The organism is Galactobacillus timonensis, assembly GCF_900240265.1.
GTDB classification, from domain to species: domain Bacteria; phylum Bacillota_I; class Bacilli_A; order Erysipelotrichales; family Erysipelotrichaceae; genus Bulleidia; species Bulleidia timonensis.
The window spans coordinates 2,057,977-2,079,954 of sequence record NZ_LT964739.1; the positions used below are offsets into that span (position 1 = coordinate 2,057,977).

The window sequence follows — 21,978 nt, forward strand, 5'->3', positions numbered from 1 at the left end:
CTTTTATAATGGGGCACATGGACAAAAAACAACGGGACAGAAATCAGCTGAATGTCGAGCTGCTGCTGAAGGCAATGCTCGCGGTGGCGCTTGTTCTCAGTATTTCAGTGATTCTGAGGCGGCGGAACATTCATCTGGAAGATCGTAATACGACGCTTGCACAGGAAAAAACAGCCGCACCTGAGGCCTCCGCGACCGCGACACCGGCGCCGGCAGTCTCCTATTTTCAGAATGTATCTGAAAAGGGCAGCTTCAGCTATGAGCCGGACAATGCGACCGGCTTTGTCAGCAGCTGGACTGCCTATTCCCAGGATGGCGCCATTACACCGACCCTGAGCTATGATCAGGCACAGATCGAAGTGGCCAGCGGCGGCTCGACGCGTGAGAGCTCCTATCTTTCGCTCGGCGGTCTGCATTTTCCTGTCGACACGGAGGTGAGTGTATCTTTTTCCGCCTCTGCTACTGCAGACAGTGAGATCCGTGTGATGACCTTTGACGGCAGCACCGGCGCATCTGTCGCGGATCAGACTTTTTCGATCACGGGGCAGGAACAGAATTATTCCTTTTCTTTTACTTCGCCTTCGGAAATCCCGGATGGCATTGTTACGATCTATTACGGCGGCAGCGGCGACTATCATTCGCTCACGTTCCGAAACATCCGGATTCTTCCATCTTCCATGGATGAATCTGTGCGGGTCAACCAGGCGGGCTATGTCAGCGCAAACCGCAAGGAGTGCACGTTTTCCAACGCCTCGGGCGACTTCTTTGATGTCGTTGAACAGGGGACGGGGAATGTGGTATATACCGGTGCCATTGTTTCCAGAGGTGCGGACGAGTTCAGCGGTGAAACGACCGGCATCGGTGACTTTTCGTCGCTGCAGACGGAAGGGTCTTATTACATTCGTACGCAGACGGGACAGATTTCGCCGGTGTTTACGATCGCTGCGGATCCGTATGCTGCTCTTTCGCAGGATCTTCTGCATTTCTTTGTTCTGCAGAGGTGCGGTATGGATCTGGATTCGGCAACTGCCGGCGCTTTGGCCCATGCAGCATGTCACAGTGCACCGGCATTGCTGTATGGGACGGAGTCAACTGCGGATGTCCATGGCGGCTGGCATGATGCAGGTGATTTCGGCCGGTATGTGAAGACAGGTGCGAAGGCGGTGATGGATCTGATGATGGCATATATGTATGCGCCATCGCTTTGGAGTGATGATACGGCGAGCCCGGATGCCGGCAATGGGACAGCGGATATTCTGGATGAGGTTCGCTATGAGCTTGAATGGATGCTGCGGATGCAGACGTCGGATGGCAGTGTGTATGCGCGGGCGACGGCGGCTTTCTTTCCGGGTGATTTTCTGAATCCGGCGGATGATGACAGCCAGATCTATGTGCTGCCGGCGGATACTTCGGCTACGGGCAGCTTTGCCGGTGTCATGGCGACGGCTTCGATTGTTTATGAATCCATTGATCCTGCCTTTTCCCAACAGTGCCTACAGGCGGCCAGCAGGGCATGGGATTATCTGAAATCGGAGCAGGATCATAAATATATGGACAATCCGGATGAAATTACCAGCGGCAACTATCGGGATGCTTCGGACAGTGACAACCGGTTCTTCGCTTCGGCTGCCTTATATGCTGCAGCGAAGGATTCCAAATATCTGGAAACGGCAAAGCAGCTGTATGAGGCAGATGCCGTGGCTGCTCAGGGGCTGTCCTGGGATGAGGTTGGTGAATACGGAGCCTGGATGCTGGTGAGCTGCAGTGATCTTTCTTCGGCGGATGCGGCTTTCTTTACACTGCTGAAGAATGGTATAACGACGCAGGCGGACCTTGTTCTGTCGCAGGCGTCCAATGGCTATGGATACAGCGGGGTTGCCTATGTCGGGGGCTCGAATCTGCGGGAGGCGGATAACGGGATTGCCTGTGCGCTGGCCGGGTATGTGAGCGCTGATCAAAAGTACTGGGACGGGGCGATGAACCATCTTTCCTATCTGCTTGGGCGCAATGCGCTGAATCTCTGCTTTGTCAGCGGTGAAGGAACGCACAGTCCGACGTCGATTCACAACCGCTTATATCTGAGTCTGAATTCGGTGCCGGCCGGTGCGGTTGTCGGGGGACCGGATGCGGACAGGGAAGATGATATGACCGAGGCTCTTTCTGACGGTACGGCGCTGGCGAAGATGTATGTGGACTCGTACCGCAGCTATTCGACCAATGAGCCTTCGATCTATTACAACAGTTCTGTGCTGGCACTGGTGACGCTGATGCGGCAATAATTTCGGTTGTTTTTTGATCGGTGCTTTGATAATATAGAAAAGCACTGATCGAGTGTGGTACCTTAGCCAAGTGGTAAGGCAACAGACTGCAACTCTGTGAGCGCCGGTTCGACTCCGGCAGGTACCTCCATTTTTGTTATCAGGGGTCGTGGCGGAACTGGTAGACGCACGGGACTTAAAATCCTGTGGTAGCGATACCGTACGGGTTCGATTCCCGTCGACCCCATCTCATGCTGAAATATTAGCCGCCGTGTGCGGTTTTCTTTTTTTGCTGAATTCGATATTATGAAGGATAGGCAGACTGTTTCATCGTATAAAGGAGCTGAATCATGGAAATATCAGAATTAAAGGATCATGCGAAAAACATTCGGGTAAATATTTTGAAGGAAGTCGCCAATGCGAAATCGGGGCATCCGGGCGGCTCTCTTGGGGCGGCGGATCTCATTACGGAACTGTTTTTCGAGGAAATGGATCTGAGTGCGGATAACGCATCTTCAAAGGATCGTGACCGCTTTGTCCTTTCAAAGGGCCATACGTCGCCGATGCTGTATGCGGCTCTGGCGGAGAAGGGAATCATCCCCGAAGAGGAGCTGATGACGTTCCGCAGACTCAACTCGCGTCTGCAGGGACATCCGAATATGAACTATGTTCCGGGCGTTGATATGAGCACGGGCTCGCTTGGACAGGGTTTGGCGGCGGCCGATGGTATGGCCATTGCCAATAAGCTCGCCGGAAACGATCATCGAATCTATGTTCTCTGCGGTGATGGAGAATGTGAGGAAGGCGAGATCTGGGAGGCGGCGATGGCGGCTGCCCATTATAAGAGTGATAATCTGTGTGCGATCATCGATGTCAATGGTCTGCAGATCGACGGCCGTACGGAGGATGTCATTGGTCCGGAGCCTCTGGATGTGAAGTTTGAAGCCTTTGGTTGGCATGTGGTCAATATTGACGGGCATGACTTCAATCAGATGCGGGTGGCTTTTAAGGAGGCCCGCGAGACGAAGGACCGTCCGACGGCGATCATTGCGCATACTATCAAGGGCAAGGGCGTATCCTTTATGGAAAATGAAGCGGGCTGGCACGGCAAGGCTCCCAATGCGGAGCAGCTGGCAGCGGCTCTGAAAGAACTGGAGGCTGAATAATGGCGAAGGCTACACGTGAAGCGTATGGCGAGACTCTCGCTCAGCTGGTGACGGAAAATCCGAAGATCGTTGTGCTGGATGCGGATCTTGCCGGCAGTACGAAGACGGCAATGGCAAAGAAGGTGGCGCCGGAGCGTTTCTTCGATATGGGCATTGCGGAGGCGGACATGATCGGTCATGCGGCCGGTCTGGCGGCTTCGGGATATGTTGCGTTTGCGTCTTCGTTTGCGATGTTTGCGACCGGCCGGGCCTGGGAACAGATCCGCAACAGTGTTGCCTATCCGCATCTGCCGGTAAAGGTATGTGCGACGCATGCCGGAATTTCGGTTGGTGAAGACGGCGTTTCGCACCAGGCGATTGAGGATATTGCCCTGATGCGCGTAATCAGCGGTATGCAGGTGTATGTTCCCTGCGATGCGGCTGAGACAGCAGCTGTCATTCGCTATGTCGCTTCGACCAAGGATCCGTGCTATGTGCGTCTTGGCCGTTCTGCGGTAGACGATGTCTACCATTCCGAAGCGGATGTGAATGTTCTGAAGGCAAACGTGATCCGTCAGGGCCATGGGGTGGTTCTGTTTGCCTGCGGACTGATGGTGCAGTCGGCGCTGGCAGCGGCCGAGATGCTGAAGGCGGATGGCATTGATCTGACGGTTGTGGATGTGTGTGCGATCAAGCCGTGCGATGAAGATGGTATTGTGAAGCTGCTGGCAGCCAACGATACGGTATTTACGGCGGAGGAGCACAGTACAATCGGCGGCCTTGGCGGTATGATTGCAGAGCTGGCCTCTGAAAAGTGCCCGCGTCCGGTATACCGGATCGGACTGCAGGATGTGTTTGCCGAAAGCGGTGCGGCGAAGGATCTGATGCACAAGTACGGGCTGGACGGGGAAGGCGTTGCGGCCTTCATCCGTAACAGGCTGAAGTAATGGAGGAAAAGAATATGGTAATCGTGAATGATTTGAAACCGGGATCTACGTTTGAATATGAAAAGAGTCTGTACCAGGTCATGAATCTGGCTTTGAACAAGACGGCGATGCGTCAGATGATCGTCAAAGTCAAGGTCAAGGATCTGCGTTCCGGTGTCGTGAAGGAAATTTCCTTTACGGGCGGTGACAAGGTTGAGGATGTCCACGTCGACAAGAAGGAGATGCAGTATCTCTATGATGACGGGGATTCGCTGGTATTCATGGACAATGAGACCTATGATCAGATCAGCATTCCGAAGGATCGTCTGACCTGGGAGATGCAGTTTCTCAAGCCGAATGACAACGTCAACATCATGATGTACAACGGCGAAGTGCTCGGGGTCATTCTTCCGGATAAGGTGAACCTCGAGATCGTTGAGTGCGAACAGGCGGTCAAGGGCGACACGGCGACGGCGGCGCTGAAGAATGCGACGCTGGAAACAGGTCTTACGATCAAGGTTCCTCTGTTCATTCAGAACCATGAGATGGTCATCATTTCTACGGCGGATGGTCGTTACTGCGGCCGTGCAGAATCGAAAAGCAGAGGCTGAGGCTCCCGATCTGGAGAGCCTTTTTCTTTGGCCGGCGCTCAAAAGGGACAGGTCCATGTGCTATCATAATGAATGATTTAGAAGGGGGTTTTACTGTGCCTGAAACCGAAGTCAAAGAAAAAATTACTGACACCGCAGAAGCTGCGGATGAAAAGATAAAAAATCCGGCGCCAAAGAAGGCGCGCCGGCCAAGAACCAATCCGGACGGAACACCTGTGAAGCGTCAGACAAGAAAGCCCAGAGCGCATAAAGAGGCGGCGGATGGCACTTCCCGCTCAGGTGCGGAAGGAAACGGGACCCATAAGAAAAGAAGCGGATCCTCTAAGAAGGGCTCCCGGGGAAAGGCGGCTGCAACTGCTGAAGTCATAACTGCACAAGAGACGGATCACGCAGCTCCGGCAATGACACCTGCATCCGCAGCAGCGACAGAGACACCGACTGCTGAAACAACGCCCGTAACGATGAATGCAGAGCCGAAGGCTGCGGAAGAAACCGTTTCGCAGGAAACACGTCCGCAGGAGGAAGTGAAACCTGCCGAAGACAAAGCGGCAGAATCCGTATCCGATCATCCCGCTGAAGAAGTTGCACCCGCAGCGGCGCCGGAATCTGAAAAGGCCGAGGAAGTACCGCCTGAAGCACCGGAAGAAGCGAAGGAAACAGCCGCAGAGTCTGAGGCAGATGATTCCGAACCGGCAGGACCTGCAGTTTCCGATGAAGCGGAACCAGCAGGAGAGGCTGCGGCAACAGCGGCTGTTGAAGAAGACCAGCCCGAAGTGTCCGCTAAGGAAGAGGCAGATGATTCCGAAAAGGAGGCAGTACCTGCAGCTTCCGATGAAGCGGAACCAGCAGGAGAGGCTGCGGCAACAGCGGCTGTTGAAGAAGACCAGGCGGAAGTGCCTGCTAAGGAAGTGGAGCAGTCGAAGCCGGAAGAGACAGACGATACGAAGTCAGAGACTGCCTCTGCTGCAGCTGAAGAAACGAAAATGCCGAAGAAGGAACCGCAGATCCCTTTCCAGCAGACTGTTCGGTTTGCTAATGTTGAGGAGCGTGATTTTGAGCCGAAGATCGTACGTGAGCTTGACAGTGAGCCGGCCAAAACAAGCGTTCTCAAAGGGCTGTATGATCCGATTTCCAACATGCTCGCCCAGGCTTCAACCGATGCGCACAGTGACTGGAAATATGCTCTGTTCCGTATTCTTCTGAAATACGGCATCATTGCGTTCTTCTTCGTCTATGTTCTTCAGGGAAAGCTGAATACGGATTCCTTCAGTTTTGCGCGCATGCCGTTTACGGATGCAGTTTCGCTCTGGTTCCGTATCGTTGCACTGGGGACAATTACGGAGTATGCCGGTGCCTGCCTGAAGATGTTTCTGGGAAGCTTCCGCTTCTCGCTGTCCAATCTTCTGCGCCTGGTGGACATCAGCTGCGAAAGTGCATGGTTCCTGACGCTGCTGTACAGTCTTGCGGCTCTTGCGATGGACGGCAGCATCTACTTTAGTTTCGTCATCGCAATGACAGCGGTTTCCGGTTCGGTACTTCTTCATGCGATTTCCTATGAATACACATTTCAGTGCGGAAGACGCCGCTCTGTTCTTGCCTGTGTCTGCACAGCGTTGTTAACGGCATTGCTGGTCGGGTTGTGGATCCGCCTGTTCGGCGGCGATCTGATCCGCATTGTCAACAGCTTTATCACTCTTTAAGGGAGAACCTTCCATGCCGAAATATTCACGTACCAAACGTTATGAAGATCTGCGCCGGCGCATGCAGAGCGAAGGAGACAAGGATCTGTCCCGCAGCGATCTCTCCGAGGTCAATGCCCATCTTGCCAAAGATGTGCAGAGTCCCGTGAGCGACGCCGGCCGGGCCCATGATCCCATCCATCAGCGCCGCTACAGTGCGCCCATCGCTCAGCCGACGGAAGAGACGCCGGAAGCCGAATTCAATTCATCCATCCTTCGGGGCAGTGAGCGCTCGGAGGACTTTGATAATGAATATGTCCGCGAATTTCTGAAAGAAGCCAAGCAGTACAGCGTCGACCACGGCAATGCCTACACGACCAACACGGATCTGAACCTGCTGCGCATCCTCAAGGAAGGTCAGCCGGAAAAGAAGGCCGAGGCACCAAAGCCTGCGCCTTCCGTTTCTCCAGCTCCAAGCAAACCGTATCCAGATGCACAGTCTTCTTCGTCCGGTTCCGCCGGGGACGATACCTACGGCAGCACTTCGGTTTCCGATTTCCTTGATTCGCTGGACAGTGATGACAGTGACCAGGCCGTTCAGCAGACACAGTCCATGACCCGTGAAGACATTGCGGCCGAAGTTCAGAATATGATCCGCAATGCGCAGCAGCCTGCCCAGACTTCCTCTCCTTCTCCAATCACTCCAGGGGCCAGGGAAGTTCCGTCTTCCGAAACCGTTTCAACGACGCAGCTGCTGAATACGGGGGTCAGAAATTCCATTGCCGAAGCGGTCAATTCCTCTTCGGACACGACGCGCCGCCAGCTTCTGCAGGAAACGACGCAGATGCGGGCACAGCTGGATGACTATCAGGACAATCTGACGGAAGTCTCTGACAAGATGAAGCGTACCAATCAGATTCTCAACGTCGTGCTGATCGTTCTGATCATTGCGCTTTCTGTTGTTCTGGTCGTTGTCATTTACTGGGTACTGCAGTCGCAGGGGGTTCTGGGATGAAGATCAATATTGCCATTGACGGGCCAAGTGCTGCCGGCAAGAGCACCATTGCCAAAATGCTGGCCAGCCGCCTTGGCTACGTTCACCTTGATACGGGTGCCATGTACCGCTGCACTGCCTATAAAGCGCTGGAAGAGGGTATTTCTCTCGATGATGAAAATGCTCTGGCAGCCATGCTTGCGGGTGCGGACATTGAGCTGACGCCGGAGGGAACGGTTTTTCTTGATGGCAGGGATGTGACAACCGCCATTCGTCAGGAACAGGTTTCCATGGCTGCCTCCCGTGTTTCAAGGCACGCCCGTGTGCGCCAGGATCTCGTTGCCCGTCAGCAGAAGATGGCGGCGGCGAAGGGGTTTATCATGGATGGCCGCGATATCGGCACCGTTGTACTGAAGGATGCCGAAGTTAAGGTTTTTCTGACTGCCAGTGTCCGTTCCCGTGCCCTGCGCCGTCTGCAGCAGGACTATGGAGATAAAGGGACAGATGAGCAGCTTGCGCTGATTGAAAAGGACATCGAGCAGCGCGACTATGACGATACGCACCGCAGCAACTCGCCCTTATGCAGGGCAGAGGATGCCGTGGTGATTGACAGTTCGGATATGACCCGCGAGCAGGTGGTCGATGCCATCCTCAGGCTTGCGCAGCCGTATCTTCAGGAGGATTCATGCGTTCAACAATAGCAATTGTCGGAAGACCGAATGTAGGCAAATCGACGATTTTCAACCGGTGCATCGGCAGCCGGCTGTCCATTGTCGAAGATGAGCCGGGCGTCACCCGCGACCGGATCTACGGAACCGGGACCTGGCTCAACAAGGAATTTCATATGATCGATACCGGCGGCATTCAGCTGGAAGATCAGCCGTATCAGAATGAAATCCGTGCCCAGGTCCAGGTAGCTGTCCAGGAGGCGGATGTCATTCTTTTCGTCACGGACGGAACGGTCGGCGTCACCGACGATGACCGCTATATCGCCCAGATGCTGCATAGATCGAAGAAGCCGATTGTTCTGGCTGTCAATCACATTGACGATTCTTCCCGTCTGGCGTCGATCTATGAGTTCTATTCCCTTGGCGTCGGGGATCCGATTGCGGTATCCGGCGTCCATGGCGTCGGCGTCGGCGATGTGCTGGATGCCTGTTTTGCGGCCATGCCGAAAGAAGAAGCGGTGCCGGAGCCGGAAGGAATCCGGATCGCTGTCATTGGTCAGCCGAACGTCGGCAAGTCTTCGCTGGTCAATGCAATTCTGAATCAGGATCGTGCCATCGTTGCCAACGAAGAAGGAACGACCCGTGACGCTGTTGATACTGCGTTCCAGTGGAACGGCAAGCCCTATGTCATTGTCGATACGGCCGGCATCCGCAAGCGCGGGCGGGTATATGAAAACATCGAAAAGTATTCCGTCATGCGGGCCATGCAGGCAATCGAGCGCTGCGACGTCGCACTGTTTCTGATGGATGCGAGCCTTGGCATCCGGGAACAGGACAAGCACGTGGCCGGCTATGCCCACGATGCAGGCAAGCCTGTCATCATTGTCGTCAATAAGTGGGACGCAATCGAGAAGGATGACAAGACGATGCACGAATTCGAAGAGAAGGTGCGGGCCCAGTTCGTTTATCTTTCCTTTGCGCCGGTTCTGTTTGTCAGTGCCCTGACGCATCAGAGAGTCAATACGATTCTGCCGATGGTGGACCGTGTCTATGAAAACAGCCGCCGCCGCATCCCGACCAATGTCCTGAATGAAGTCATCGCCGATACGCAGATTACGACCCCGGCACCGGCCCGCAACGGCAAACGGTTCCGCATCTACTATGCGACGCAGACCGGTGTTCAGCCGCCGGAGTTTGTCTTCTCCTGCAACGATCCTGAATTGCTGCATTTTACGTATCAGCGGTATCTGGAAAATCAGCTTCGGCAGGCTTTTGACTTTGAAGGAACGCCGATCCGGCTGATTGCCCGCAAGAAGGTTTCCGTATGAAGTGTGTCGTCCTGGGAAGCGGCAGCTGGGGCACCGCCCTTGCGCAGGTGCTCTGTGACAATGCCAATGATGTTGTGCTGTGGGGAAGAAACACTGCCGAAGTCGACGATATCAACGTCAATCACCGCAATTCCAAATATTTCCCCGATGTGAAAGTGAATGAAAAGCTTGCGGCGACGAATGATCTTTCAGCAGTGAGGGGAGCGGATCTTATTCTTCTTGCCGTACCTTCCTCGGCGATGGAGGCCGTATTGAAGGAAACCGTTTCCTATTTGGATCATCCGGTGCTGTTTGTGAATGCGGCCAAGGGCTTTCATCCCACGACGCATTCGCTTCTTTCTTCATACATTCGTGACCAGGTGCCGGATCATCTGTGCAAGGCGGTTGTTTCCCTGATCGGGCCAAGTCATGCCGAGGAGGTCATTCTTCGTCAGCTGACAGCTCTCAATGCGGTCAGTGCAAATGAAGAAGCCGCCAGGACGGTTCAGAAGCTGTTTTCCAATTCCTATTTCCGTGTCTATACCAATACCGATGTCATCGGAGCGGAGACCGGTGTCGCCGTCAAGAACATCATGGCGATTGCGGCCGGCATTCTGTGCGGACTGGGGCAGGGTGATAATGCTCGGGCGGCGTTAGTTACACGCGGGCTTGCGGAGATGACGCGCTTTGGAACGGCGTGCGGTGGAAAGGCGGAGACGTTTCTCGGCCTGGACGGGGTGGGGGATCTGATGGTTACCTGTACCTCGATGCATTCGCGCAATTTCCAGGCAGGTCTTGCCATCGGAAGAAGCCGCAATGCGGCGGAATTTCTTCGAAACAATACGAAGACGGTTGAAGGAATTGCAGCCTGCCGCATCGTTCATGCGGAGGCGGCGCGGATGGGCGTTTCGATGCCGATTACAGATGCGGTTTACGCGGTCCTGTTTGAAAACGCTTCCGTCGATCAGACGATCGATGCCCTTATGCACAGGCGGCTGAAAGCGGAGTTCTAAACGTTCCGCTTCCTGCTATAATGTGCCGGTGGTATGGAGAAACGAATACCAATGAACGATAAGAAGAATACGAACAAAACGAATGAGGAAACTGAAAAAATGCCGGATGGAAAGGTACATCCGGTCACCGAAGCAGATTCTGAACATTCCGATTATATCCGTGAAGAGGATGGGACCGTTACCAGGATCTATCACATCCGTCACGAAGATCCAGAGGTCACAAAGCAGAAGGAACAGAGGCGTTTGAAGCTGCGCCGCAAGCGGAGACGGCTTCGCATATGGACGGTGATTCTTTCGGTTCTGGTCATTTTCAATGTCGTTGTCGCTTCCTTCGGCCTTCTGATTGCCAAGCGTATGGTCGAAGATGCCCCGACCCTTGATGTGACGGATTTCATTGGTGAAGAGTCCAGCAAGATCTATGACGATGAAGGAAACCTCGTCACGGAAGTAGGCGTCTATCTGCGCGAAAACATTACGTATGATCAGCTGCCGGAGTCGGTTGTGGATGCGTTCCTCTCCATTGAGGACAGCCGCTTCTTTACGCACAACGGTTTTGATATTCCGCGTTTTACGATGGCGATTATTCAGAACCTCAAGACCCGCAGCTTTGGGCAGGGCGGCTCCACCTTTACGATGCAGCTGGTGAAGAACACCTATTTTACGGTGGATTCCATGGATGCCAGCAATACCGGTACGGAGCGCACCAAGTCGATTGAATACAAGGTGCAGCAGATTTATCTCGCCATGGAGCTTGAAAAGCTGATTTCCAAGAAGGAGATTTTCCAGCTTTATCTGAACAAGCTGAACTTCGGCGGCAATATCCGCGGCATTCAGCGGGCAAGCGAATACTACTTCGGCAAGAATGTGAGTGAAATCAACCTGCCGGAGGCGGCAATGCTGGCGGGAATTGTCAACCTTCCCAACCGCTACAATCCTTACGATTATCTTGATTACGGTACGACGCGCCGCAATGAAGTTCTCTACCAGATGCTGAACCATGGCTATATCACCGAAAGTGAATATGACCTGGCCAAGAGTGTAAAGGTCGAAGATACACTTGTCGGCGATTCCCGTGAGGCCGCGGAAAACAGTCAGTATCAGGCGTATCTCGATGCGGTGCTTTCGGAAGCCCAGCAGATGACCGGTGAAGATCCGACGGTCAAGGGCATGCAGATCTATACGTATCTGAACCGCACGATCCAGGAAGAGATTGAGGCGATCCAGAACGGGGAACGTTCGGATACGGTGCTGTTCCCGGACGATCTGATGCAGATCGGCATTGTCAGTATGAACAACAAGACCGGTGCGATTGTCGGCATCGGCGGCGGCCGCAATTATGATGGCGCACGTCTTCTGAACCGGGCGACGATGAACTTCAAGCAGCCGGGCTCCAGTGTCAAGCCTGTAATTTCCTATGCGCTTGCCTTTGAGTATCTCGGCTATTCGCTGGATGAAATTCTGATGGACAAGCCGATTACCTATCCGGGTGAGTCGCGCGTTCTGGTGGATGCGTCCGGAAACTATCTGGGCGATGTATCCATCAAGGATGCGACCGGTCTTTCGCTGAACATTCCGGCGATCCTGACGCTTGAAAAGGTGGTGGACAAGGTCGGCAAGGCCAAGGTCGCTTCCTATCTTCAGAGCATCGGCTATACACGTGTGACGCAGGACAACTTCCATCTGTCCTTTGCGATCGGCGGCACCTGGTTTGAGACGACGCCGCTGGAAATGGCCGGCGCCCATGCGATGCTGATGAACTATGGGGTATATAACCAGCCTCATACCATCAATAAGATCATTATGACCTCGACAGGCGAAGAGTATTATCCGGAGGGACAGAACCGCAAAGTGCTCTCGTCCGGCAGTGCATGGATGGCGGCACAGCTGATGCAGTATGTTGTCGATGGTCCGCATTTCAATTTTACGCAGCTGCTGAAGCGCGATTATCCGGTCTATGCCAAGACGGGTACGACCGACTGGGGCTCTGATGGCCTTCAGTACGGTATTCCGCAGGGTCAGATGAAGGACAAGTGGATGGTCACCAGCACCAACATGTATACCAATGCGGTCTGGGTCGGCTATGACAAGGCCGTTGCCGGCGCGGGGACCTACTATACGAGTGCGAAGCAGAGGCTGAACATTCCAGGAAATATCAATAAGCTTCTGCTCGATGCAGAAGACAGGGCGTCGGGCGATCCGGGAACCTATGAAGAACCGAAGGACGTCGAAGATGTGACCTATGTGTACGGTACCTATCCGCATGTGGCGGTGGAAGACTGGATGCCGGCTGGTGTTTCAATTACGTCGCAGGTATCTTCTGCCGGCCTGGAAGCGCAGCCGACGGTCTCTGTGGCTGAATATCTGGATTATCAGGCATCGCAGCAGTCTTCGACAGGGCTGCACGCGACCTACGACGGGGCGGGAAATGTGTCCATCAACTGGTATACGGGTACCAACAGCTGCAGCGGCGGACAGAAGGATATCTCTCTGCATGATGACTATAACGACATTGAGAAATGGGGCGCATGCATGGTGGATCTGTCGTGGCTCAACGGTTCTTCGGGCAGCGGCTTCTGGGCGAGTGTCTCCAGCAATGGCGTCGCTGTCGGCAATGTGAGTTCGGATACTTCCTCCTGGAGCGGTTACGTCGGTGATCTTTCGGCTGGAAATGTTCAGGTATGCGGCGGCTTTACGAAGGCGGACGGAACAGCTTCCGGGCAGGCATGCTCGGTTGCGGTCTATACGGATGATGTCTATGGCTCAACAACATCAAGCTGGGGTTATTACGACGCGTCCGGCAACTATGTGGATGCGCAGCTTGACTATTCGCAATACGGCTACTGGGATGAAAACGGGACCTGGGTCGGCTCCGGCTGGTGGGATACCAACGGTTATCACATGGGCTGAGCCGCAGCCGTCAGCTTCGAAAACAGAACAACAGGCATTAAGAAAACGCGGAGCAATGAGTTCCGCGTTTTTATCGTATTGGAATGAAATGATGGAATCACTGCTTACGGAAGTACTGGAGACAGAGACTGCCGATTCCAACATGGACAGCAACGGGGCTGCAGAGAGGAAGAATTTCCATCTCTGCTTTCGGGAACATTTCCTGTGCCTGATGGTAGAACGTCTCGGCAAGATCGATCGCATTGACATGCGTAATCGTCAGATGCCAGTTCTCATCGAGATTGGCTTCCTTCATGTGCTCCAGAACACGTTTCATGGCCCGGCGCATAGAGATCACCTTATCGTAGGTATCGATTTTTCCCGCCGTTTCCCGGTTCAGATGCAGAATCGGCGTAATGCGCAGCAGCGTAGCCATGCGGGCGGCCGATGCGGTGAGACGTCCGCTTCTCGCCAGGTGCATCAGATCGCCGGGAATCACAATCGTCTCACAGGAAGAGATGATGTTTTCGGCGCTGACGCTGACTTCCATGGGAGAGTGTCCTTCTTCATTGAGCTGCTTGATGCGGTGGATCAGATAGTTTTCCACGGATGCCGTTGTATAGGTATCAAAGGAAAGAAACTGCAGACCGAGATCGGCCGCAATGGCATTCATCGTCGAAATTGTTCCTGAAAGGCCGTTGCAGATGGGAACGGCAACGATCATCTCCACACCCTGCGCCTTGAGATTCTCAAACAGATCCGTGATCAGGCCAGGGCTCGGCTGCGAGGTTGTCATGACCTTTTTCTGTTCAAGCAGGGAAATTATGGAACTCTGAGAAATGGTTTCCAGATCCTGATAGGAATTGGATCCTTCCATGATCTGCAGCGGCAGAGAATAGATACCGTCCGCCGCCTGCTCATCAATGCTGCGGCCGCTGCCGCTGTCTGTCACATACGCTATTTTCATGTTGTTCCTTCTTGTCTTAATTTTAGACTTGCCGCATGAAAAATGGAAATAAAATGTACTGTGCTAGAATCTGTGTATATGTCAGTGCATTTGTTTGTCCGCAGCTGCTACTCATTGCTCGACAGTACTGTACGCATCGAAGAACTTGTCCATCTTGCCAAAGCCATGGAATATCATTCGCTGGCTTTAACGGACCACAATGTTCTCTATGGTTTGCCGGCTTTTGAAGCTGCCTGCAGAAAAGAAGGGATCAAGCCGATCTTCGGCATGGAAACGGATGTCTTGATTGAAGATAAGACCGTTCCTTTCCTTGTGCTTGCCGAAACCAGAACCGGCTATCAGAATCTGATCGAGCTTTCTTCACTGCTCAATGATGGAAACCACGTCCACGGCATATCGCTGCAGGAGCTTTCCTCCCGCAGCCTCGGCCTGATCATCATTGCCTATGGCGAAGGGGGATGGGCCGATTCGCAGCTCATTCATACGGATCGTGAAGAAGCCTACCGTAAATTCGCCTTTCTCAAGCAGGCAATACCGGACCTGATTGCGGCCGTTTCCTATCAGGAGTCCAGCATGTGGGTAGAGCGCAACAATTTTCTGAAGCAGATCTGCCGCTCGCTTCACATTCCGACCGCTGCGGTTCATAAGATCTACTATCTGCAGCCGAAGGACGATGAAACCTACCGCATCGTAACCGGCATCCGCCGCCAGACGACCCTGAAGGATCCCAACCTCACGGTTTTATCGGGCCGGTATTTTCTTGATCCGAAAACATTCGCCAGCCTCTATGACGAAGAGGATCTGGCGATGACCGATGAAATTGCAGACCGCTGTCAGGCGGATCTTACGCTTCCCAAAACCAGTCTGCCGGCATTTCCGGTGCCGGATGGCCTGCGCAGTGATCAGTATCTGACGCAGCTTTGTCTTGCCGGTCTAAAGAAGCGGCTGAACGGGAAGGAAGATCCTGCCTATACGGCACGTCTTCATCAGGAACTGGATGTCATCATCCGCATGCACTTTTCAGATTATTTTCTGATCGTGTGGGACTTTATCCGCTATGCCCGCTCGCGGGGAATCTATGTCGGTCCGGGCCGGGGCAGTGCGTGCGGCTCCCTGGTTGCGTATTGTCTGGGCATTACGATGATTGATCCGTTAAAATACGGCCTGCTCTTTGAGCGGTTTCTGAATCCGGAGCGTATATCGATGCCGGATATTGATACCGATATTCCGGACAACCGGCGCAAAGATGTGATTGATTACGTTTATCAGAAATACGGAGCGGATCACATTCTCAATATTGTCGCCTTTGGTACCTTCGGCGCGCGTCAGGCCATTGTTGATACGGCCCGGGTCAATGGTCTATTGCCCAGGGATTATGAAACACTGATGCGTGCCATCCCCCGTTCTGGCAAGGCTACACTCAAGGAGGCCGTTGCTGCCACTCCGCATCTGCAGACGCTGCTGCAGGCGGAGGGAAAATACAGAAATCTTGTACAGATGGCAATGCGGCTGGAGGGACTGCCGAGAAATCTAACGATTCATCCGGCAGGCATCGTCATGAGCAGCGAGCCGGTGAACCGTCTTCTGCCTACGGCGGCCGTCAATCCGGGCATGCGCACTTCACAGTATGAGGCGAAGTATCTGGAAGCCCGCGGCTTTATCAAGATGGATTTTCTGGGGCTGCGCAATCTGACGATGATTGATGACGTTGCCAGGATGATTCAGAAGCGCAATCCGAAGTTTCAGATTCTGAAGATTCCTCTGAACGATCCGCATACCTATGCAGTGTTTCAGCGGGCCGATACGCTTGGCATCTTTCAGTTTGAATCCAACGGGATGAAGAATCTGCTCAAGAAGATGAAGCCTTCTTCCTATAACGATATTGTGGCGGCGCTGGCGCTGTACCGGCCGGCATCGGCAGGCAATATTGACCAGTATCTTGTGGCAAGAGCCCATCCCGAGCGTATTCACTATCTTCTTCCCCAACTGGAGCCGGTGCTGAAGGATACGTACGGCGTCATGATCTATCAGGAACAGACGATGATGACGGCGCGGATCTGTGCAGGCTTTTCTCTTGGAAAGGCGGATCTGCTGCGTAAGGCAATATCCAAAAAGGACCCCAGGACGATGGCCGGGCTGAAGGAGGATTTCGTTCTTGGCTGTCGAAAGAACCGGATCAAAGAGGAAACGATCACTGAGCTTTGGGATCTGATTGAAAAATTCGGCGGCTATGGCTTCAATAAGTCGCATGCGGTTGCCTATGCGCTGCTTGCGTATCAGACGGCATGGCTGAAGGCCAATGCGCCGCTCGACTTCTATTGTTCGCTGCTGGACAGTGTGGCAGGAGATACGGGGAAGACGGCACAGTACATTGATGAATGCCGCCGGCGCGGGATTTCCGTGAAATACCCGTCGGTCGTCTTTTCCGGCGTCCACTATTCCTGTGAAGATGGTTCGATCCGCATTGCCCTGTCGGCGATCAAGGGGATGGGAACCCATCAGGCACAGCAGATTGTCGAAGAACGTGAGAAGCGGCCGTTCTCCGGCTACTTTGATTTTGTGGCACGGATGGAACTGGCCAGGATGCCGCGCAGCGTTCTTGAGTCGCTGATTGATGCGGGAGCCCTGGATGATTTCAGGGAAACCCGTACGACGATGAAATCAGCGCTGGAGGAGGCGGTCAACTATGCGGATCTGGTCCAGGTGGAAAGAAACGGGCAGCTGACGCTGGATCTGAATCTGATTTCGCAGCCGGTTCTGGAGCCGAAGGAAGATCAGCCGGAGGCGCTGGTGGAGGCAGAGCGCAATGCGCTCGGCTTTACCCTGGGGCCGCACCCGATCATTGAGATGCGAAGGCGTCTGAAGATCAATCGTCCCTCGCTGATCGCGCTGCAGATGAGCCCGGGCTATGGCTATGGTTTCGGCTTTGTCAGCAGTGTCCGTCTTCATCGCACCAAACGTGGCCAGATGATGGCCTATCTGACGCTGAATGATGAGACGGCCGACTTTGATCTGACCGTGATGCCGCGGCTGTACAGTCAATACGCTTCCTCCATTGCAAAGGGTGTGTATCTGCTGTTTGAGGGGACGGTAAAAGACGACGGGTCCTGTATCGCGGAGCGGCTTGAGGTGGTAAAGTAAATTCCAAAAGAGGAGGGAAACAGGCATGGTCCGACTTCTGATTGTTGATGATGAAGTGAATATCCGGCAGGTTGTCTGCGAGTATGCGCGGCTCAACGATTATGAAATCGATGAGGCGGAGGACGGGATGCAGGCGATTGAGCTGGTCAGGAAAAATGATTATGACTGCGTGATTCTGGATGTCATGATGCCGAAGCTGGACGGCTTTACGGCCTGCAAGCAGATCAAGAAGATCAAGAATGTTCCGGTGATCATGCTCAGTGCCCGTCACGAGGAATACGATAAGCTGTACGGCTTTGAGCTTGGCGTGGATGATTATGTCGTCAAGCCGTTTTCGCCCAAGGAGCTGATGGCGCGCGTCAAGGTGATCCTGGAGCGGACGCATCGTTCGGAAAACCGGCAGCTGACCTTTGACAATGGCGGACTGGTCATTGATGCCGGCGGCCGTACGGTCAAGGTTGATGGCCAGAATGTCGATCTGACGCCGAAGGAGATGGATCTGCTTCTGTATATGGTGGATCATCAGAACATCGCGCTTTCCCGTACAAAGCTGCTGGAAGACGTTTGGAACTATGATTATTTCGGCGATTACCGGACAGTGGATGCGCATATCAAGATGCTGCGGCAGTCGCTTGGGCCGTATAAGAATCACATTGTGACAGTACGCGGAATGGGGTACAAGTTTGAAAATTGATCGGCACGGGATACGGTTTCAGCTGTGGCTGGTATTTCTGCTGTTTGCGGTGATGATCGTCGGCATTCTCGGCGTTCTGCAGACGGCGCTGGTACAGCCGTATTACCGCAACAGCAAAATCCAGTCGGTGCAGCAGGTCTCAAATGCGATTACACAGGACCTGCTTTTAAACGCGGCCGATGAAAAGGCGGTATCGGATGCGCTGCAGATCAGCGTTGAAAACAGCGTCTGCGTCCAGGTTTACAACGATCAGGACCGTCTCGTCTATGAAACAGACAGCCTGGGATCCGCCTGCGCCTTTCATGCCCCGAGCAAGGTGAGCTCGGATGCCTCGCTCAATGTCCGCAATCCACAGCAGTTAAAAACGATGCTCGATGAGCAGACGGGATCGGGGAGTGTTCTTCTGACCAATACGCAGACGAGTCAGGAGATGATCATCTATGGTCAGACGGTGCATGCGACGCTTGCCAATTACTACATCTATGTCAATTCACCGCTGGAGCCGGTGGATTCGATCATCAATTTCTTTTCACAGCAGTATTTTCTTTACATGGGCATTGTTGTCGTTGTGGCGTCCGTCGTCTCTTTGATCCTGTCCAATACGATCAGCCGGCCGATCAGGGCGATGCAGGCGCAGGCCAATAAGCTTGCTTCGGCGGATTACAGCGCCTCCTTCGAAGGCGGAAACTACACCGAAACAAAGGATCTTGCCACGACACTGAACGGGGCGGCGGAAAAGCTGGGGAAGATCAATGAGCTGCGCAAGGATCTGATTGCCAATGTGTCACATGATATTAAGACGCCGTTGACCAGCATCAAGGCATATGCGGAAATGATCCGCGATATTTCGGGAGACAATCCCGAAAAGCGCCAGCAGCATCTGAATGTCATTCTTTCGGAAGCGGACTACATGAATCATCTGGTGACGGATATGAGCGAGCTGGCCAAGCTGCAGTCGGGCAATTTCATCCTGCATCCGGTGAACTTTGACATCGTGGAGAAGATCAATGACCTCTGTGACTACAACGATGCGCAGGTGAAGGAGGGCGGACTGACGGTGATCCGCGATCTTCCAAACGAACTGATTGTCTATGCCGATGAAGTGAAGATTACGCAGGTCATCAATAACTTCTTTACCAATGCAATCAAGCACACGCCGCCGGGCAAAACCATTACGCTGCGCGCCTATCGCAAGGAAGACGAAGAGACGGCGCGGGTGGAAGTGATTGATGAGGGCGAAGGCATTTCGCCGGAAGAGCTGCCGTATATATGGGACCGCTATCAGAAGTCGTCGCGTTCCTTCTCACGTTCCATGACATCAACCGGTCTTGGGCTTTCCATTGCCAAGGGTATTCTGGGCGCGCACCATGCGAAGTTCGGCGTCATCTCGAAGGTCAATGAAGGTTCGACATTCTGGTTTGAACTGCAGCCGCCGCAGGAGCCGGAAGATATGGAAGAGGAAAATGAAGAAGAGTGAACCCTGGCTGGCCGGAACGGATTTTGTATTTCATGAACCGGCAGACTGCTTCCATGTCAATTCGGATACGTATCTGCTTGGCAGTTTTCTGCGCCTAAAGCACAATGATACGGTTCTTGATATCGGGACAAATACAGGGGCTCTGCTGCTGTATGCCTCGCTGTTTCAGCCGCAGAAGCTGATTGGCGTCGATATCAATGAAAAGGCAATTGAGCAGGCGGCAGTGAACCTGAAGGACAACGGTGTTTCTGCTGAGCTGTTTACGATGCCGGTGCAGCAGCTGAACATTCCGGCGGTCAGCGCCATTGTGTGCAATCCGCCGTACTTTGACAGCCGCCAGATGACCAAGGCCGGCCCTGAAGGTACAGCCCGGGCGGACGGAACACTGGGGATGCAGGATCTCTTTGCTTCGACAAGGCGGCTGTTAAAGGATCATGGGAAGCTGTTTCTTGTGCAGCGGCCGCGGCAACTGGAGAACATCCTTCTTGAGGCGTCACAGGTTCATCTGCATTTGACGCGGATGTGCTTTGCGTATGATCGGCCGGGCGGTCGGGCGAAGACAGTGCTGCTGGAGTTCTGTAGGAATGTGGCGCCGGAGTTGGAAGTGATGGAACCGGTTTATCTCAACGCAAAATAAAACCGCAGAATTTTCTTCTGCGGCAGATGATTCCATTGCTGCGGCTCTATGATCAGAGGGCGATGATGTCCTTCGGATCAACATCCGGCATGACACCGCCGGTTGCCTTTTCGAATTCTTCCTTGGTGATATCGTGGAATTCCCAGCGGCCGAGCGTACGGTTCGGTACGTCTTCCCACTTACCATCCTTGAATTCCTGAACGACGACACCGTTGTCGAACAGCAGGACATGAGACTTGTCCTCATTCCACATGAAGTAGAACGGCTGCTCATCGTCCATCAGGTTGATGCCATACTTTGACTTTAACATGTTCTTGCTCACTCCTTTTACGTCAACATCCTAATACGCATGCAAGGCTGAGAAAATATACAGAATCGAAAAACAGTCAATCAAAATGCTCAGAAATTGCGCTTGATTTTCCACGCTTGATTTTCCGCCGGAGTGTGGCTTGAAAACGTTGCAGAGAATTTTCAAATGTGCTAATATACTGCCGTTACGTCCTCTTGTACGAGGTCGGTAACCGCTCAGAACAGGGTTAAGACAGAGCAGATGTCCCCTTAATGGCGCGTCTTAAGATAACTGGTCAGGAGGTATATTCATGTACGCAATTATCGAAACAGGCGGCAAGCAGGTCAAGGTCGAGAAGGATTCCGTCATCTACGTCGAGAAGCTCGATGTGAAACCGGGAGCTGAGGTTGTCTTCGACAAGGTCATCCTCGTCAGCGACAACGGCACCAAGATCGGCACACCTTATGTAGAAGGTGCCAAGGTTACGGCAAAGGTTGAGAAGCAGGGCAAGGAAAAGAAGATCCGTATCTTCAAGTACAAGCCGAAGAAGGGTTCCACCCGTCGCCGTCAGGGCCATCGCCAGCCGTATACAAAGCTTACGATTGAAAGCATCGAGGGCTGATGATCCAGATTCGCGTTACGGAAACGCAGGAAAAGATTCGTTCCATCGAAATTACAGGACACGCGGACAGCGCTCCCTATGGACAGGATCTGGTCTGTGCATCCGTCAGCACGATTGCATTCGGACTCTGCAATGCGATTGATCTGCTCAATGGCAAAGCGGATGTTTCCATTCAGGATAACCGGATTTACCTCAGCAAAGCCGAACCGGATACGGTGACGCAGACAGTCCTGCACACCGGACTGATTCAGCTGCAGACACTGGCTGAGACAAATCCCGCATTCATTTCTATTCAAATATCGGAGGTGTAACTATGAAGTACGTTCTGGATATTCAGTTCTTCGCATCCAAGAAGGGTGTTTCTTCCACCAAGAACGGCCGTGATTCTGCAGGTCGTCGTCTGGGCGCCAAGAAGGGTGACGGACAGTTCGCAACTGCCGGCTCCATTCTTTACCGTCAGAGAGGCACGAAGATTTATCCGGGGAAGAACGTCGGCCGCGGCGGCGACGATACGCTGTTTGCTACAGCAAGTGGTATCGTTCGTTTCGAGCGTCTGGGCAAGGATCGGAAACAGGTTTCCGTTTACCCGGAAGAAGCGTAATTGCTGGAATCTACGGCTCCTGTTTCGACAGGAGCCCTTTTCTTATCCTCATTTCACGTGTTT

Annotated in this window: 19 protein-coding genes and 2 tRNA genes; 19 read left to right on the forward strand and 2 right to left on the reverse strand. The window is 53.5% G+C overall.

Annotation, left to right across the window (positions count from 1 at the left end; all coding sequences use genetic code 11):
- Window positions 1-17: 17 nt before the first annotated feature.
- The 12 genes from C1714_RS09760 to C1714_RS09815 all read left to right on the forward strand — a co-directional run bounded on the left by C1714_RS09760 (window position 18) and on the right by C1714_RS09815 (window position 13,508).
- Entirely contained in the window at window positions 18-2,279 is a 2,262-nt protein-coding gene (locus C1714_RS09760; RefSeq protein ID WP_167850009.1) for a glycoside hydrolase family 9 protein, read from the forward strand.
- Between the two features lie 56 nt (window positions 2,280-2,335).
- A tRNA-Cys gene (locus tag C1714_RS09765) sits at window positions 2,336-2,409 on the forward strand.
- 12 nt (window positions 2,410-2,421) lie between these two features.
- Window positions 2,422-2,505: transfer RNA gene (locus tag C1714_RS09770), tRNA-Leu, on the forward strand.
- A 103-nt stretch (window positions 2,506-2,608) separates the two neighbouring features.
- Window positions 2,609-3,424, forward strand: a complete 816-nt coding sequence (locus tag C1714_RS09775; RefSeq protein WP_102342991.1) for a transketolase — start codon at window positions 2,609-2,611, stop codon at window positions 3,422-3,424.
- Complete coding sequence (locus tag C1714_RS09780) at window positions 3,424-4,350, forward strand: transketolase family protein (RefSeq protein ID WP_102342992.1); 927 nt, start codon at window positions 3,424-3,426, stop codon at window positions 4,348-4,350. The genes C1714_RS09775 and C1714_RS09780 overlap by 1 nt, the downstream gene beginning before the upstream one ends.
- 14 nt (window positions 4,351-4,364) lie before the next feature.
- The gene (efp, locus tag C1714_RS09785) at window positions 4,365-4,940 is read left to right on the forward strand and encodes an elongation factor P (RefSeq protein WP_102343207.1); all 576 of its coding nucleotides are present in this window, start codon (window positions 4,365-4,367) and stop codon (window positions 4,938-4,940) included.
- 95 nt (window positions 4,941-5,035) lie between these two features.
- Window positions 5,036-6,640, forward strand: coding sequence for a hypothetical protein (locus tag C1714_RS09790; RefSeq protein ID WP_102342993.1), 1,605 nt, complete (start codon window positions 5,036-5,038; stop codon window positions 6,638-6,640).
- Between the two features lie 13 nt (window positions 6,641-6,653).
- The gene (locus C1714_RS09795) at window positions 6,654-7,634 is read left to right on the forward strand and encodes a hypothetical protein (RefSeq protein WP_102342994.1); all 981 of its coding nucleotides are present in this window, start codon (window positions 6,654-6,656) and stop codon (window positions 7,632-7,634) included.
- Window positions 7,631-8,314 carry a (d)CMP kinase gene (gene cmk / locus C1714_RS09800; protein ID WP_102342995.1) on the forward strand — a complete coding sequence of 228 codons (684 nt, stop codon included), beginning with the start codon at window positions 7,631-7,633 and terminating at the stop codon, window positions 8,312-8,314. Before C1714_RS09795 ends, cmk begins: the two co-directional genes overlap by 4 nt.
- Window positions 8,299-9,609 carry a ribosome biogenesis GTPase Der gene (der, locus tag C1714_RS09805; RefSeq protein WP_102342996.1) on the forward strand — a complete coding sequence of 437 codons (1,311 nt, stop codon included), beginning with the start codon at window positions 8,299-8,301 and terminating at the stop codon, window positions 9,607-9,609. The genes cmk and der overlap by 16 nt, the downstream gene beginning before the upstream one ends.
- The gene (locus tag C1714_RS09810) at window positions 9,606-10,601 is read left to right on the forward strand and encodes an NAD(P)H-dependent glycerol-3-phosphate dehydrogenase (RefSeq protein ID WP_102342997.1); all 996 of its coding nucleotides are present in this window, start codon (window positions 9,606-9,608) and stop codon (window positions 10,599-10,601) included. The genes der and C1714_RS09810 overlap by 4 nt, the downstream gene beginning before the upstream one ends.
- A gap of 51 nt (window positions 10,602-10,652) precedes the next feature.
- The gene (locus C1714_RS09815) at window positions 10,653-13,508 is read left to right on the forward strand and encodes a transglycosylase domain-containing protein (protein WP_167850010.1); all 2,856 of its coding nucleotides are present in this window, start codon (window positions 10,653-10,655) and stop codon (window positions 13,506-13,508) included.
- A 97-nt stretch (window positions 13,509-13,605) separates the two neighbouring features.
- On the opposite strand, the gene C1714_RS09820 is transcribed toward C1714_RS09815, so the two are convergent.
- Window positions 13,606-14,454, reverse strand: a complete 849-nt coding sequence (locus C1714_RS09820; RefSeq protein WP_102342999.1) for a DegV family protein — start codon at window positions 14,452-14,454, stop codon at window positions 13,606-13,608.
- Window positions 14,455-14,532: 78 nt separating this feature from the next.
- On the opposite strand from C1714_RS09820, the gene C1714_RS09825 reads away from it, so the two are divergent.
- From C1714_RS09825 to C1714_RS09840, 4 genes are read left to right on the forward strand one after another with little or no spacing between them, the layout of a single operon-like run.
- Window positions 14,533-17,595, forward strand: coding sequence for a DNA polymerase III subunit alpha (locus tag C1714_RS09825; protein WP_102343000.1), 3,063 nt, complete (start codon window positions 14,533-14,535; stop codon window positions 17,593-17,595).
- Window positions 17,596-17,620: 25 nt separating this feature from the next.
- A complete protein-coding gene (locus C1714_RS09830; RefSeq protein ID WP_102343001.1) occupies window positions 17,621-18,289 on the forward strand; it encodes a response regulator transcription factor in 669 nt (222 codons plus the stop codon).
- Window positions 18,279-19,766 (forward strand): sensor histidine kinase, encoded by a 1,488-nt coding sequence (locus C1714_RS09835; protein ID WP_102343002.1) that lies wholly within the window; start codon window positions 18,279-18,281, stop codon window positions 19,764-19,766. The genes C1714_RS09830 and C1714_RS09835 overlap by 11 nt, the downstream gene beginning before the upstream one ends.
- On the forward strand, window positions 19,753-20,403 hold the full coding sequence (locus tag C1714_RS09840; RefSeq protein WP_167850011.1) for a tRNA1(Val) (adenine(37)-N6)-methyltransferase: 651 nt from the start codon (window positions 19,753-19,755) through the stop codon (window positions 20,401-20,403). The genes C1714_RS09835 and C1714_RS09840 overlap by 14 nt, the downstream gene beginning before the upstream one ends.
- A 52-nt stretch (window positions 20,404-20,455) precedes the next feature.
- Here the strand turns inward: C1714_RS09840 and C1714_RS09845 are convergent, their stop codons facing one another.
- The gene (locus tag C1714_RS09845) at window positions 20,456-20,713 is read right to left on the reverse strand and encodes a hypothetical protein (RefSeq protein WP_102343003.1); all 258 of its coding nucleotides are present in this window, start codon (window positions 20,711-20,713) and stop codon (window positions 20,456-20,458) included.
- 289 nt (window positions 20,714-21,002) lie between these two features.
- Here C1714_RS09845 and rplU point away from each other — a divergent pair, with 289 nt between their 5' ends.
- From rplU to rpmA, 3 genes are read left to right on the forward strand one after another with little or no spacing between them, the layout of a single operon-like run.
- Window positions 21,003-21,314 (forward strand): 50S ribosomal protein L21, encoded by a 312-nt coding sequence (gene rplU / locus C1714_RS09850; protein ID WP_102343004.1) that lies wholly within the window; start codon window positions 21,003-21,005, stop codon window positions 21,312-21,314.
- Window positions 21,314-21,625: a ribosomal-processing cysteine protease Prp gene (locus C1714_RS09855; protein WP_102343005.1), complete on the forward strand. Its 312-nt coding sequence runs from the start codon at window positions 21,314-21,316 to the stop codon at window positions 21,623-21,625. The genes rplU and C1714_RS09855 overlap by 1 nt, the downstream gene beginning before the upstream one ends.
- Before the next feature lie 2 nt (window positions 21,626-21,627).
- Entirely contained in the window at window positions 21,628-21,915 is a 288-nt protein-coding gene (gene rpmA / locus C1714_RS09860) for a 50S ribosomal protein L27 (protein ID WP_102343006.1), read from the forward strand.
- Window positions 21,916-21,978: the final 63 nt, after the last annotated feature.

Excerpts from the sequence above, each read along its gene's own strand:
- C1714_RS09760 (WP_167850009.1), top strand. The coding sequence starts at position 18 with ATGGACAAAAAACAACGGGACAGAAATCAGCTGAATGTCGAGCTGCTG.
- C1714_RS09775 (WP_102342991.1), top strand. The coding sequence starts at position 2,609 with ATGGAAATATCAGAATTAAAGGATCATGCGAAAAACATTCGGGTAAAT.
- C1714_RS09780 (WP_102342992.1), top strand. The coding sequence starts at position 3,424 with ATGGCGAAGGCTACACGTGAAGCGTATGGCGAGACTCTCGCTCAGCTG.
- efp (WP_102343207.1), top strand. The coding sequence starts at position 4,365 with ATGGTAATCGTGAATGATTTGAAACCGGGATCTACGTTTGAATATGAA.
- C1714_RS09795 (WP_102342994.1), top strand. The coding sequence starts at position 6,654 with ATGCCGAAATATTCACGTACCAAACGTTATGAAGATCTGCGCCGGCGC.
- cmk (WP_102342995.1), top strand. The coding sequence starts at position 7,631 with ATGAAGATCAATATTGCCATTGACGGGCCAAGTGCTGCCGGCAAGAGC.
- der (WP_102342996.1), top strand. The coding sequence starts at position 8,299 with ATGCGTTCAACAATAGCAATTGTCGGAAGACCGAATGTAGGCAAATCG.
- C1714_RS09810 (WP_102342997.1), top strand. The coding sequence starts at position 9,606 with ATGAAGTGTGTCGTCCTGGGAAGCGGCAGCTGGGGCACCGCCCTTGCG.
- C1714_RS09815 (WP_167850010.1), top strand. The coding sequence starts at position 10,653 with ATGAACGATAAGAAGAATACGAACAAAACGAATGAGGAAACTGAAAAA.
- C1714_RS09820 (WP_102342999.1), bottom strand. The coding sequence starts at position 14,454 with ATGAAAATAGCGTATGTGACAGACAGCGGCAGCGGCCGCAGCATTGAT.
- C1714_RS09825 (WP_102343000.1), top strand. The coding sequence starts at position 14,533 with ATGTCAGTGCATTTGTTTGTCCGCAGCTGCTACTCATTGCTCGACAGT.
- C1714_RS09830 (WP_102343001.1), top strand. The coding sequence starts at position 17,621 with ATGGTCCGACTTCTGATTGTTGATGATGAAGTGAATATCCGGCAGGTT.
- C1714_RS09840 (WP_167850011.1), top strand. The coding sequence starts at position 19,753 with ATGAAGAAGAGTGAACCCTGGCTGGCCGGAACGGATTTTGTATTTCAT.
- C1714_RS09845 (WP_102343003.1), bottom strand. The coding sequence starts at position 20,713 with ATGTTAAAGTCAAAGTATGGCATCAACCTGATGGACGATGAGCAGCCG.
- rplU (WP_102343004.1), top strand. The coding sequence starts at position 21,003 with ATGTACGCAATTATCGAAACAGGCGGCAAGCAGGTCAAGGTCGAGAAG.
- C1714_RS09855 (WP_102343005.1), top strand. The coding sequence starts at position 21,314 with ATGATCCAGATTCGCGTTACGGAAACGCAGGAAAAGATTCGTTCCATC.
- rpmA (WP_102343006.1), top strand. The coding sequence starts at position 21,628 with ATGAAGTACGTTCTGGATATTCAGTTCTTCGCATCCAAGAAGGGTGTT.